Genomic DNA, 12989 nt, shown 5'->3' on the forward strand with positions numbered 1-12989 from the left:
GCGGAGGCGGAGCGGGGAGGTCAGGACAGGGCGGGGATGACCTCGCGCTCGAACAGTTCCCATCCGGAGAGGTCGTACGCCAGCTCCGGGAAGTAGTGGATGCTGTAGCCCATGCCGTGCGCGGCATATTCCCCGAGCCGCTCGATGATCTGCTCGGGTGTGCCGAACGCCGGCGAGTTCAGGTAGTCCCGCTCGGCCTGGTCGGCGCGCTCCTGGCCGAGGTGCGGCAGCAGCCGGGCCTTGACGGCGGCCAGGCGTTCCTTGGCCTCGGCCTCGGTCGGCGCGACGATCGTGTTGAAGTTCGACGACCGCACGATCTCGGCCTGGTCGCGGCCGAGCGTCTCGCAGTGACCGCGCAGCGCGGCATCCTTCCGGTCCCAGTCCTCGAGCGAGCCCGCGAAGTTCGTGTACGACGCGTACTGCGCGGCGATCTTCAGCGTGACCTTCTCCCCGCCGCCGGCGACCCAGATCGGAACGCCGCCGGCCTGCACCGGCAGCGGCTGCACGATCGCTCCGTCGACCTGGTACTCGCGGCCGTCGAGGGTCGCCGTTCCCGTGGTCCAGGCCTGGTGCATGATCTCGACGCCCTCGCGCAGCATGCGCAGCCGCTGCGGCACCTCGGGGAAGCCGTAGCCGTATGCGCGCCACTCGTGCTCGTACCAGCCGCCGCCGATGCCCATCTCGAGCCGGCCGCCCGAGACGTGATCGACCGTCGCGGCCACCTTGGCGAGGTACGCGGGGTTGCGGTATCCCATGCAGGTGCACATCTGGCCGAGGCGAATGCGCGATGTCGATGCGGCGAACGCGGCCATGAGCGTCCATGCCTCGTGCGTGGCCTCGGCGCTGGGCACCGGCGTCGTGTGGAAGTGGTCGTAGACCCACAGCGACTCCCACGGGCCCGTGTCGGCCCGCTGCGCGAGCGCGTGCATGGTGTTCCAGTGGTCAGCCGGGTCGATGCCGACGAGGTCGAAGCGCCAGCCCTGAGGGAGGAAGGTTCCGAATCGCATGCGCTCAGCCTAGAGGTGGATGCCGCTGCGCGCGGCTCGGCGCGTCAGTCAGCGTCGGCGCGCCGACGCTCGGCGGCGCGCGCCACGGCGGCGAACACGATGCCCGCCACAAGAGTGAGCACCGCCCCGACGAGCCCCGCGAACGTCGCGCCATTGAGGGGCCCGGCCGATCCCGCGGTCGCGACCGAGATGCCCGCGACGGCGGCGGGCAGCGTCGCCACGACGACGGTCGCCAGCAGCGCCGCGGGCCGGAACCACGGCGCCCGGCCGCGACGGAGAAGAGCGACGATGCCGCAGGCGATGGATGCCACCACCCCGACGAACAGGACCGCGATCAGCACCGTCGCCCACCTCGCCACGAACGCAGTGGCCACTCCGCCTCCGGGCGCGCAGATCGCCGACGTGGAAACGGCGGGCGCGGCATCCACACATCCGGCCGACGCCACCACACCGCCGAGGATCAGCGCTGCGACGACGGGGACGACGAACGTCACGGCCAGGACGATCCAGCCCATGCGCAGGAACGGGATGCGGGGCAGGCGGGCGGTCACCGGCGCTCCTTCGGGGCGGAGGCGGGGGCCGCCGCGGGGACGGAGGCCGTGGCATCGACTGGGGCCTCGGCATGGACGGAGGCCGGGACGTGGACGGAGGCCTGCGGCAGGCGCGCCGCCATCACGGCGATAGCGTCGGAGTTGTCGTCGACGAGCACGGCGTGCCGGCCGAGGGGCGCGGCCACCGCGCCGAGGGTGCCGCTGCCGGCGAACAGATCGAGCACGCGGTCGCCGGGCCGACTCGAGGCCTGCACGATGCGCCGCAGCACGCCTTCGGGCTTCTGCGTCGGATAGCCGGTCTTCTCGCGGCCGGCCGTCGGCACGATCGTGTGCCACCAGACGTCGGTGGGCAGCTTGCCGCGTGCGGCCTTCTCGGGCGTGACCAGACCAGGGGCCATGTATGGCTCGCGATCGACGGACGCCGAGTCGAACCAGTAGCGCTGCGGATCCTTCACATACACGAGGATCGTCTCGTGCTTGTTCGGCCAGCGCTTGCGGGTCTTCGCGCCGTAGTCATATGCCCAGACGATCTCGTTGAGGAAGCGCTCGCGGCCGAACAGCGCGTCCATCATCACCTTCGCGTAGTGCACCTCGCGGAAATCCAGGTGCAGATACAGCGTGCCGTCGTCGGCCAGCAGCCGCCATGCCTCGCGCAGCCGCGGCTCGAGGAAGCCCCAGTAGTCGTCGAACCGATCGTCGTAGGCGCGGAGGTCGCCACGCAGCCGCGCGTATTCGCGCCCGTGGAAGCCGCGGCGGATCGTGGGCTCGTCGTCGGGCTGTTCAGAACTCAGTCGATCCGGCTCCGTGGCGGCCGCGATCGGCCCCATCTCCCCGCCAGGCGCCGATTCTTGCGGAGTTCTGAACGCCGGAGCCGCGGTCCGGGCCGTCTCGACGGCCCGCGAGCGCACGCGCCCGGTGTTGAAGGGCGGGTCGAGGTAGACCAGCGTGAACTCTCCATCGGGCAGGGCCGCCGCGACGGCGAGGTTGTCGCCGTGGTGGATCTCGACACTCCCTGGCGCAGGCGCGTCGGCGCCGGGCTGCGGATCGGATTCGAGCGCGAAGAGCGGCGGGGCCGCGGCATCCCGTCCGCTCACGGGACCCGGTGCAGCCACGCGTCGGTCGCGAACTTCGTCCGCACGAGCTCTTCGGCCTCGGCGTACTCCTCGTCGGTGATGTGCCCGGTCGTCGCCCCGTAGAGGTTCGAGAACGTGCCGATGAACCGCTCGATGATCGTCTCGCGCGGGAGCCCTGTCTGACTGCGCAGCGGGTCGACGCGCTTGGCGGCCGAGACCGTGCCCTTGTCGCTGAGCTTCTCGCGTCCGATCCGCAGCACCTCGGTCATGACCTGACCGTCCATGTCGTAGCTGAGCGTCGCGTGGTGCAGCACTCCCCCGTTGGCGAAGCGCTTCTGGGCTGCGCCGCCGATCTTGCCGCTGGGACCGGTGATGTCGTTGAGCGGCTGGTACTCGGCGTCGATGCCGAGGGAGCGCAGCGCCTGCAGCACCCAGTCGTCGAGGAACGCGTACGAGTCGGCGAACGTCATGCCCGACACGAGCGATGCCGGCACAGAGAGCGAGTAGGTCACGATCGAGTTGGCGCCCATCATCATGGCGCCCCCGCCCGAGACACGCCGGACGACGTCGTAGCCGTGCTTGCGGGCGCCCTCGGGGTCGACCTCGTTGCGCAGCGACTGGAACGAGCCGATCACGACCGCAGACTCGTTCCACTCCCACATGCGCAGCGTCGGGTTGCGCCTGCCGTCGCCGACGCGGGTGGTGAGCACCTCGTCGAGCGCGAGGTTCATCCGCGGCGAGACGGGCTTGGCGTGCACGACCTCCCAGTCGAAGTCCTTCCAGCCGGGGGCGACGATCAGGGCCCGGCGCACCGCCGTGCCGACGGCCTCGGGGGTGAAGCCGAGCAAGACCGCGCCCTCAGGCAGCGCCGTGCGCACGGCGGCTGCGATCGCCGCAGTGTCGGCCGTGTCGGGCAGCCCGTTCACAGCCGCGTCGATGTCGGCGAGCGCATCATCGGGTTCGAGGAAGAAGTCGCCCGCGAGGTGGAAGTCGGCGATGCGCCCATCGCGCACCTCGAGGTCGACGACGACGAGCTTGCCACCCGGAACCTTGTACTCACCGTGCATGCTCCCAGCCTATGGCCGGTAAGGTGGATGCTGCGGCTGAGGCCGCTGCGTCGTCGATGCGCTCTTGCGGCCCGGGCTGTGCCCGCCGCGATTCTTCTTCGAACGGCGATCCCGTGCAGTTCTGCACACGCGCCGTCCGGCGCCGCCACCGATCCGCGCACCGACCCGCGTGCGCCCCTGCTGAAAGCATCTCTGTGACTTCTTTCCTCTCGCTCGGCGTGCCCGAGCCCCTCGCCGCCGTCCTGTCTGCGGACGGCAAGACCGAGGCCTTCGCCATCCAGCGCGACACGCTGCCCGACTCGCTCGCCGGCCGAGACGTGCTCGGCCGCGGCCGCACCGGCAGCGGCAAGACCATCGCGTTCGCCCTGCCGCTCGTGGCACGGCTCGCCTCCTCCGGCACCGCCACCCGCCCGGCGCGCCCGCGCGGCCTCGTGCTCGCTCCGACCCGCGAGCTCGCGACCCAGATCGCCGCGACCGTGAAGCCGCTGGCCGATGCCGTGGGACTTTCGGTCACCACGATCTTCGGCGGCGTGAGCCAGAAGCCGCAGGAGCAGGCCATGCGCCGCGGCGTCGACATCGTCGTGGCGTGCCCCGGCCGGCTCGAAGACCTGCAGAAGCAGGGCGTCGTCGACCTCGGCGCCGTCGAGATCGCGGTGCTCGACGAGGCCGACCACATGGCCGACCTCGGGTTCCTCCCGGGTGTCACCCGCATCCTCGCGGCGACGCCGGCGAACGGTCAGCGGCTGCTGTTCAGCGCCACCCTGGACCGCGGCGTCGACAAGCTGGTCAAGCGCTTCCTGCATGACGCGGTGTCGCACTCGGTCGACGAGTCGTCGGTTCCGCAGGGCGTCATGACGCACCGGGTCTTCCTGGTGCCCGACGGCGGCGCGAAGACCGAGCTCGTGCGGCACCTGGCCTCGGGCCGCGGCCGTCGCATCATGTTCACGCGCACCAAGCACCAGGCCAAGCGCCTGGCCAAGCAGCTGACCGCATCGGGCATCCCCGCTGTCGATCTGCAGGGCAACCTGTCGCAGAACGCGCGCGAGCGCAACCTCGCCGCGTTCGGCGCCGACCCCGACGCCGGCGGCGTGCGCGTGCTGGTGGCGACGGATGTCGCGGCCCGCGGCGTGCACGTCGACGACGTCGAGCTGGTCGTGCACGTCGACCCGCCGGTCGAGCACAAGGCGTACCTGCACCGCTCGGGCCGCACCGCCCGCGCCGGCGCCGAGGGTGTCGTCGTCACAGTTGCTCTCGACGAGCAGCGCCGTGACGTCGTCGACCTCTTGCGCGGCGCAAAGCTGAAGGTGCCGTTCGAGTCGGTCGCGGCGGGTGACGACACCGTCTCGACGCTCGTCGGCGATCCGGCGCCGCACGTGAAGCCGGCCCCCGTCGCAGCGCCCGCGCAGGGCGGCGGCGGTCGCAGCGGCGGGCGCGGCGGCGAGCGCGGTTCACGCGGCGGCCGTGGCGGCTCTGGCGGTCGCGGCGCGCAGGGTGGCCAGTCCGGTCGCGGCGCGCAGGGCGGCCGTTCTGGCCGGTCCGACGCCTCGGCGACCGCCGACCGGCACCCGCGCACAGGGGGTTCGGACGCCTCACGTCTTGATAACCGTGACGTATCAACCGGTGAGGGCCGGCAGAAGGGTGCGCGCGGCGACGCCCCGCGCGGCGACCAGCGCGGTGGCGGGCAACGCAACGGCCAGCGCGACGGCGCGCCGCGCAAGAGCGGCCAGCACAGCGGTGGCCAGCGCAAGGGCGGCCAGCACGGTCAGTCCGCACACAGCGCCGCGCCGCAGAGCGGCCGCACGGCCTCGGGCACGCCGACCATCGGCGCGACCGTGGGCAGCTTGCACAGCCGCGGTCCGCGCCGCGCATCGCGCCCGACCGGGCGCTGAGCCGCGTTCATCTCGCAGGACGATCGCGCGCCGAGCGCCCGACACGCCGGGTGACACGCACGGGATCGCGACAACGTCCTGCGAGATGAACGCCGCGGCGCAGCATCCACCCCTATGCGCGCGAGGGAAAGCGGGCGTCGAGCCACGCGAGCACGTCGGCGCGCACGTCATCCTGACACAGCTCGTTGAAAAGCTCGTGCCGCGCGCCGGGGTACACCAGGGTCGTGACGTCGGTGAACCCCGAGCGTGCGCGATAAGCGTCGGCGAGCTTATGCACGCTGCGGGGCCCGCCGACCGGGTCGTCGCGTCCGACGATGAGCAGGGTAGGGACGTCGTGGCCGGGGTTCTTGCGCGGCCGGCCGAACAGCCGTGCCGCGTCGACAAGCCCGAACAGGCGCAGCAGCGGCGCCTCGACCGTCAGCGGATCGTCATGGAACGCCGTCCCCACCTGCGGGTCGCTCGAGAGCCACTCCAGCCCGGTGGCGCCGTTCGCCTTCCACCGCGCGTTCAGATCGCCGGCGTTCAGCGAGCCGGGCAGGCGCAGCGCCGAGCCCGACAGGATCATCGCGTCGTAGGCGTCGGGATGCCGGTTCATGAGGATCTGCGTGAGGAACGATCCCCAGGAGTGGCCCAGGATCACCAGCGGCAGGTCGGGGTTCTCGGCGCGGATGATCTCGCTCAGCTGCCAGCACGCCGCGACGGCGGCCTGGTGGCCGCCCGGCCCGAGATGCCCCAGGCGCGCGGCGTCGCCATGCTGCTTCATGCCGGTGCGCCCGTGGCCGCGATGGTCATCGGCGTACACGATGTAGCCGGCGTCGGTGAGGGCGGTGATCAGCGCGCCGTAGCGCCCCGCGTGCTCTCCGACACCGTGCAGCAGCTGCACGACGGCGCGCGCGGCTCCACGTGCGGGATGCACGTCGTAGACGATGGTGACGCCGTGTGCATCGATGAACTCGGGCATGTCGGGAGCATACCCGTGCGCTCGGAGCGGCCGGTGCGATATTTACTTAGCGAGACTAATAAGCTAAGCTAACTATTAGTATGGCGCACGAGACGACGACCCCCGCAGACGAAAACACCCCCACCGAAGAGGATGCCGCGACCGCCCGCGACCTGCGCATGGCGACGTTCCGGCTCGGGCGGCGCCTGCGCTCCGAGCGCGCGCTCGATTCCATGAGTGATGGGCAGTTCGCTGTTCTCTACACGCTCAAGGCTTCCGGGCCGCACACGCTCGGCGAGCTGGCCGATCACGAACGGGTCACCGCCCCGTCGATGAACCGCACGGTGAACTGCCTAGAAGAGTCGGGATGGATCACCCGCACCCCCGACGAGACCGACCGGCGCAAGGTCAACATCGAGATCACCGACGACGGCCGATCCTTGGTCACCGAGGCGCTGCAACGGCGCGACCGATGGCTGGCGTCCGCGATGGGCGAGCTCACCGCCCGCCAGCGCAAGACCCTCGCCCACGCCGCCGCGATCATGAGCGAGGTGGCCGCCCGATGAAGGCCATGTTCCGCTCCCTCGGCCTGTTCAACTACCGCGTCTGGTTCATCGGCGCGCTGATCTCGAACATCGGCGGGTGGATGCAGTCCACCGCGCAGGACTGGGTCGTGCTCACCGAGCTGACGAACAATGACGCCACCGCCATGGGCGTCACGATGGCGCTGCAGTTCGGCCCTCCGCTCGTGCTCGTCAGCTTCACCGGATGGGTCGCCGACCACTTCGACCGACGCAAGCTGCTCATGTGCACGCAGACGGCGCTGGGTCTGCTGGCGATCACGGTCGGCGTGCTGCTGCTCACGCACGTCATGACCCTGCCGCTGATGTGGATGTTCGCCGGCATGTTCGGCATCGCGAACGCGTTCGACTCCCCCGCCCGCCAGGCGTTCGTCTCCGATGTCGTCTCGCGCCAGAACGCCGCCAACGCCGTGGCGCTGAACTCGGCATCCTTCAACACCGCACGCCTGATCGGACCGGCCGTGGGCGGCATCATGATCGTGCTGGTGGGCACCGGCTGGATGTTCATCATCAACGCCGCCACGTTTATCGCGATGCTCGTCGCCCTCTCGATGATGCGCAAGGACGAGCTCGAGCCACGGGTGAAGGCGACGGATGCCACCCGGCTGGCCGACGGCTTCCGCTATGTCGCGCGGCGCAAGGATCTGCTCGTGCTGTTCGTCATGGTGTTCCTGATCGGGGCGTTCGGCATGAACTTCCCGATCTTCGCCTCGACGATGGCACTGGAGTTCGGCCGCAACGCCGACGGCTACGGTGCCCTCAGCTCGATGCTCGCGATCGGCTCGCTGGCCGGCGCCCTCATGGCCGCACGCCGCGAGCGCGCGCGCATCCGCGTGGTGATCGTGGCCACCGGCGGCTTCGGCATCGCCTCGATCGTGTCGTCGTTCATGCCCGAGTACTGGATGTACGCGCTCATCGTGATCCTCGTCGGTTTCACGACGGTCTCCATGCTCACGACGGCGAACGGGTACGTGCAGACCACCACCGATCCGCAGCTGCGCGGGCGGGTGCTGGCCCTCTACATGGCGGTCATCATGGGCTCCACGCCCATCGGCGCCCCGATCGTGGGCTGGGTCGCCACGGCGTTCGGTCCGCGCACCGCCATCCAGGTCGGCGGCGTCGCCGGGCTGCTGGCCTGCGTGATCGGCGCCGTATGGCTGGTCACCTCAGGACGACTGCACCGCAGCGAGACGAACCGCTTCACGTTCACCCTCGACGAGACGCGCCCGATCCAAGTGGTCGAGCCGAAGATCCCCGAGGAATTCAGCGACGAGATCGCACAGACCACGCCCATCGCGCTGCCCGTCGACCACGACGTGGACGATGCGGTGGATGCCGCGGCCGGCGCCGACCGGAGGGCGGAGCGTCCGTGACCGAGCGAGCCCGATGCTGACCCCCTCCGATCTCGGGGTGAAGGCGATGGCCTGGTACATCGCGCGCCGCGGCGAGCCCGCCGACTCGCGCCCCGACATCGACACGGCGTCGCTCAAGCGCCGCTTCCGTCACCTCGAGCCGGTCACCGTGACCGACATCGCGGTGCCCGGTCCGCACGGTCCGGTGGCCACGCGGCTGTACCGCGATGCGTCTCAGGACGCACGCAACGCGTTCGTCTGGGTGCACGGCGGCGCTTTCTTCGGCGGCACGCTCGACATGCCCGAGTCGAACTGGGTCGGGCTGGAGCTGGCCGCGCGCGGCATCCCGACCCTCGCCGTCGACTACCGCAAGGCGCTCCACGGCGTGAAGCACCCGATCCCACTCGACGACGTGCAGGCCGCGTGGGAGCACGCCTGTTCGCGAGCCGATGAGCTGTTCGGCACCGGCCAGGTGCATCTCGGCGGGGCAAGCGCGGGCGGGGCGCTCGTGGCCGGAGCGGCGCTGCGCCTGCGCGATGTGGACCGCCCGCTGCCGGCATCCCTCGTCCTGGCCTATCCGTTTCTGCACCCCGACCTGCCGGCGAACACGGCCGAGACGCAGAAGCTCATGGCGAAGATGCCGGCGCGGCTGCGGTTCCGCCCGCCGATCGTGCACGCGCTCGCGAAGCACTACGCCCGCGCCGCGGGGCTGCGCGACCCGTACGCGTTCGCGGGTGTCGCCGACGATCTGCGCGGCCTCCCGCCGACGTACATCCTCGTCGCCGCCATCGACGACCTGCGCTCGTCGGGCGACCTGTTCGCGCAACAGCTGCGCGACGCCGGCGTGCGGGTCGAGCTGTTCGCCGAGCGCAGCGCGACCCATGGGCACCTCAACCATCCCGAGGCGAACTCCGCACAGCGCAGCCTGAAGCGGATCCGGGCCTGGATCGACGGGTTCAGCTGAACCGCTGGGCCAGCCGGCGCCCGGCCTCGCGCAGCCAGCGCGCGGGGTCGGCGAGGGCGGCTTCGGTACTCCCGGCCAGTTCACTGAGGGAGAGGGATGCCGCAAAGCCCGCGGTGTCGGCGTCAGGGGCGATCCGCCCCGCCACGAGGGCAATCGGCACTCCCGCCGCACGTGCAACGGCCATGATGTGCGTGGGCGCTTTGCCGGCGGCGGACTGACTGTCGTACGACCCCTCGCCGGTGACGATGAGGGATGCCGCGGCCGCCGCGTCGGCCAGCCTCACGAGCTCGGCGATCTCGGCGGCTCCCGAGACTGAGCGTGCACCCCAGGCCTGCAGGGCGAAGCCGGTTCCGCCCGCTGCTCCGGCGCCTGGGGCGTCGGGGTCCGCGGCCGGGAGCGAGGCGCCCAGCACCCGGGCCCAGTGCCGCAGCGCGGCATCGGCCGCGTCGATGTCGTTCGGGGCGAGTCCCTTCTGCCGTCCGAACACGGCCGCGGCGCCGCGTGGGCCGAGCAGCGGGTTGGTGACGTCCGAGAGCACGAGTGCGCCGCCGGGCGGCGGCGGCCGCAGTCCGCTCACGTCCACCGCCCGCACGGCGTCGAGCCCGCGCAGGCCGTCGCCGCCGTCGAACCGGGCGCCCAAGGACCGCAGCATCCCGGCTCCCCCATCCGTCGACGCGCTCGAACCGATGCCGAGCACGAGACGCTCCACACCGTGGTCGAGGGCCGCGGCGATCGCCTGCCCGAACCCGCGGGTGTGCGCGTCGTGCGGCAGGCGTCTCTCCCCCAGCAGCTCGATGCCGCTCGTGGACGCGAGTTCGACGACCCCGGTGCCGCCCTGTGCGTCGGGGGTCGGCGGCAGCAGCATCCACTCCGCTTCCGTCTCGCCGCCGTCGGGGCCGGTGACGACGATCGGCATGCGCTGCACGCCCGGCATTGCGGCGGCGAAGGCGTCGAGCGTACCCTCGCCGCCGTCGGCCATCGGCCGGGCAGTGATGTGCGCGGCGGGGTCGGCCTCGCGCCAGCCTTCTGCCAGCGCATCACAGACGGCGGCTGCGCTGAGCGAGCCCTTGAAGCTGTCGGGGGCGAGGAGGATGCTCACTCGGCGACCTGCGCCGTAGAATCCAGCAGCCGCGCCGAAGCGGTCGCCATGTGCACGGCCATCGCCGAGGCCGCGGCATCCCCGTCCGCGGCGCGCACGGCCGCCAGCACGGCCTGGTGCTCGGCCAGTGCACGCTCCGCCTGTTCGCGGTCGTGGACCGCCCGGTCGGCATACACCTGCAGGAGCGACCGGATCACGTGCAGATGGTCGGTGAGCATGTCGTTGCCCGCCGCCTCAGCGAGCGCGTGGTGAAAGTCCAGATCGGCGCGCGCGAACGCCGCGAGGTCGTCGATCTTCGCGCGCATGCGCGCCACGCTCTTCTCGAGGCGAACGCATGTCGCCTCATCGGCACGCGCCGCGGCGAGCCGTGCGACGTAGATCTCAAGCCCTTCACGCAGTTCGAGAAGCTGTGCGGTGTTCCGCTCGCCGATGAGCAGCCCCCATCGCAGCGTCTGCGGCAGCAGTTCGCTCGCGGTGCCGCGCAGATAGGTGCCCGACCCGGGCCGGACGTCGACGATCCCCAGGATCTCGAGCGCTGCGAGCGCCTCGCGCACGGCCGACCGGCCGACACCCAGGGTCGTGGCCAGCTGGCGCTCAGGGGGCAGTCGGGTGCCCGGCGTCAGCGACCCACCGGTGAACAGGTCGAGCAGTCGACGTGCGACCTCCGACACAGGCGTTCCGGATGGAAGCGTGCCGAGCGCCGCCGTGATGTCGTCGACGGAATCAGCGCGGAAGGCGGGCATGACAGCAAAGATACCCGGCGCTGACGCGGAACGGGGCTTGTATTTGGTCAACCGGTTTGTCAGAATCGGGACGTGATCGGCCTCGGTACCTATGCCTTCTTCTGGCAGCACTCTCCCCGCGCGCCGCAGCCGCTCACACTCGTCGGCGCATTCGAGGCCACCCGCGAACTCGGCGTGGAGCTGTTCCAGATCTGCGATCACGCACCGCTCGAGCAGATGGGCGACGCGGAGATCCGGGATGCCGCGGCCGCCGCCCGAGCACTGGGGCTGACTGTGCAGCTGGGCACGAAGGGCATCGCCCCGGCCCATCTCGAACATTTCCTGCGACTCGCCGAGGTCTTCGACGCGACGCTCATCCGCTCGATGCTGCACGGTCCCGACACGCATCCTTCCCTCGCGGAGGCCGAAGGACAGCTGCGATACGTGCTGCCGCGATTCACGGCATCCGGCGTCGCACTCGCCCTCGAGACGTACGAGCAGGTGGCCACCGACGATCTGGTCGGGCTCGTCGAGCGCATCGACAGCCCCGCGCTCGGAATCTGCCTCGACCCCGCCAATGTCGTCGCCCGGCTCGAGAACCCGCGCGACTGCGTGGAACGCGCCGCGGCCCGCACGCTGAACGTGCACGCGAAGGACTTCTCATTCACCCGCGAATCCGGCTGGGTGGGGTTCCGCTACAGCGGAGCGCGCCTGGGCACCGGGCTGCACGACCACCGGCACCTGCGGGCTCGGGTACGGCCGCACGAGCGGGGCGTCGACGAGATCGTCGAGCACTGGCTGAACTGGCAGGGCGACGTCGAGACCACCATCCGGGCCGAGCGGGAGTGGACCCGCTCAGCCATCGAGTATCTGAGGAGCACCCCATGAGCACCACCCACAGGATCGCCGTCGTCGGTGCGGGCGGGAAGATGGGCATGCGCGTGTCCGACAACCTCGCACGCACCGATCACATCGTCCGGTACGTGGAGAACTCCCCCGCCGGGCGGGCGCGCACCCTCGACGCCGGCCGCACGCTCACCGACGCCGCCGAGGCGGTCGCGGACGCCGACATCGTCGTGCTTGCCGTGCCCGACCTCGCCCTGCAGGCGGTCACCGCCGAGCTGGTGCCGCAGATGAAGCCCGGCGCCGTCGCCCTGACCCTCGACCCGGCCGCCGCCTATGCAGGACTGCTGACCGACCGCGACGACGTCGTGCGGGCGGTCGCCCATCCGTGCCACCCGTCGATCTTCCTGCAGCGCACAACACCGGCCGAGTACGCCGACACCTTCGGGGGCATCGCCGCACCGCAGGACGCCATCGCCGCGGTCGAGAACGACGACCCCGCCGTGAAAGCGCTGGTCGAGGAAACCGTCCGCGCCATCTACGCACCGGTCATCGACGTGCACTTCGTCACCATCAAGCAGCTCGCCCAGCTCGAGCCCACCCTCGTCGAGACCGTCGCCTGCATGATCGGGGCGCTGCTGAACGAGGCGCTCGACGAGGCGATCCACACGATGGGCGTGCCGGAGGCCGCGGCCCGCAGCATCCTCTACGGACACACCCAGGTCGCCCTGGCCAACGGGCTGCGCGGCGACAATCCCTTCAGCGACGCGTGCCTGATCGCCATGGACTACGGACGCGAGAGCATCGTCAAAGAGGACTGGAAGAAGATCTTCCGCGACGACGAGCTCGACAGGAACCTCGCGCGGATGCTGCGCCTCGAGAAGATCGAACGATAGGAGCG

The 12989-nt window shown here is 71.0% G+C and carries 13 protein-coding genes; 6 read left to right on the forward strand and 7 right to left on the reverse strand.

Annotated features, from left to right (window positions below; translation table 11 throughout):
* Positions 1-20: 20 nt before the first annotated feature.
* The 4 genes from PU630_RS13345 to lplAB are packed head-to-tail and all read right to left on the reverse strand — an operon-like array spanning position 21 to position 3698.
* Positions 21-1007: an LLM class F420-dependent oxidoreductase gene (locus PU630_RS13345; RefSeq protein WP_275277544.1), complete on the reverse strand. Its 987-nt coding sequence runs from the start codon at positions 1005-1007 to the stop codon at positions 21-23.
* Between the two features lie 44 nt (positions 1008-1051).
* On the reverse strand, positions 1052-1558 hold the full coding sequence (locus PU630_RS13350) for a hypothetical protein (protein WP_275277545.1): 507 nt from the start codon (positions 1556-1558) through the stop codon (positions 1052-1054).
* The gene (locus PU630_RS13355) at positions 1555-2670 is read right to left on the reverse strand and encodes a DNA-methyltransferase (protein WP_428981957.1); all 1116 of its coding nucleotides are present in this window, start codon (positions 2668-2670) and stop codon (positions 1555-1557) included. The genes PU630_RS13350 and PU630_RS13355 overlap by 4 nt, the downstream gene beginning before the upstream one ends.
* A complete protein-coding gene (gene lplAB, locus PU630_RS13360; protein ID WP_275277546.1) occupies positions 2649-3698 on the reverse strand; it encodes a lipoate-protein ligase LplAB in 1050 nt (349 codons plus the stop codon). Before lplAB ends, PU630_RS13355 begins: the two co-directional genes overlap by 22 nt.
* Positions 3699-3892: 194 nt before the next feature.
* Between lplAB and PU630_RS13365 the strand changes: the two genes are divergently transcribed.
* Positions 3893-5587: a DEAD/DEAH box helicase gene (locus tag PU630_RS13365; RefSeq protein WP_428981958.1), complete on the forward strand. Its 1695-nt coding sequence runs from the start codon at positions 3893-3895 to the stop codon at positions 5585-5587.
* 112 nt (positions 5588-5699) lie between these two features.
* Here PU630_RS13365 and PU630_RS13370 read toward each other — a convergent pair whose 3' ends face one another.
* Positions 5700-6548, reverse strand: coding sequence for an alpha/beta fold hydrolase (locus PU630_RS13370; protein ID WP_275277547.1), 849 nt, complete (start codon positions 6546-6548; stop codon positions 5700-5702).
* An 80-nt stretch (positions 6549-6628) separates the two neighbouring features.
* Here PU630_RS13370 and PU630_RS13375 point away from each other — a divergent pair, with 80 nt between their 5' ends.
* The 3 genes from PU630_RS13375 to PU630_RS13385 are packed head-to-tail and all read left to right on the forward strand — an operon-like array spanning position 6629 to position 9424.
* Positions 6629-7093 (forward strand): MarR family winged helix-turn-helix transcriptional regulator, encoded by a 465-nt coding sequence (locus tag PU630_RS13375; RefSeq protein WP_275277548.1) that lies wholly within the window; start codon positions 6629-6631, stop codon positions 7091-7093.
* 5 nt (positions 7094-7098) lie between these two features.
* On the forward strand, positions 7099-8481 hold the full coding sequence (locus PU630_RS13380) for an MFS transporter (protein WP_428982009.1): 1383 nt from the start codon (positions 7099-7101) through the stop codon (positions 8479-8481).
* Positions 8482-8494: 13 nt separating this feature from the next.
* Positions 8495-9424: an alpha/beta fold hydrolase gene (locus tag PU630_RS13385; RefSeq protein ID WP_275277550.1), complete on the forward strand. Its 930-nt coding sequence runs from the start codon at positions 8495-8497 to the stop codon at positions 9422-9424.
* On the opposite strand, the gene PU630_RS13390 is transcribed toward PU630_RS13385, so the two are convergent.
* On the reverse strand, positions 9417-10523 hold the full coding sequence (locus PU630_RS13390) for a glycerate kinase (protein WP_275277551.1): 1107 nt from the start codon (positions 10521-10523) through the stop codon (positions 9417-9419). The genes PU630_RS13385 and PU630_RS13390 overlap by 8 nt on opposite strands.
* Entirely contained in the window at positions 10520-11266 is a 747-nt protein-coding gene (locus PU630_RS13395; RefSeq protein WP_275277552.1) for a FadR/GntR family transcriptional regulator, read from the reverse strand. The genes PU630_RS13390 and PU630_RS13395 overlap by 4 nt, the downstream gene beginning before the upstream one ends.
* Positions 11267-11338: 72 nt before the next feature.
* Here PU630_RS13395 and PU630_RS13400 point away from each other — a divergent pair, with 72 nt between their 5' ends.
* Both PU630_RS13400 and PU630_RS13405 read left to right on the forward strand, forming a co-directional pair.
* On the forward strand, positions 11339-12133 hold the full coding sequence (locus tag PU630_RS13400) for a sugar phosphate isomerase/epimerase family protein (protein WP_275277553.1): 795 nt from the start codon (positions 11339-11341) through the stop codon (positions 12131-12133).
* Positions 12130-12984, forward strand: coding sequence for a phosphogluconate dehydrogenase C-terminal domain-containing protein (locus tag PU630_RS13405; RefSeq protein WP_275277554.1), 855 nt, complete (start codon positions 12130-12132; stop codon positions 12982-12984). The genes PU630_RS13400 and PU630_RS13405 overlap by 4 nt, the downstream gene beginning before the upstream one ends.
* The last annotated feature ends 5 nt before the right edge of the window (positions 12985-12989 follow it).

Source organism: Microbacterium horticulturae (assembly GCF_029094505.1).
Classification (GTDB): Bacteria; Actinomycetota; Actinomycetes; order Actinomycetales; family Microbacteriaceae; genus Microbacterium; species Microbacterium horticulturae.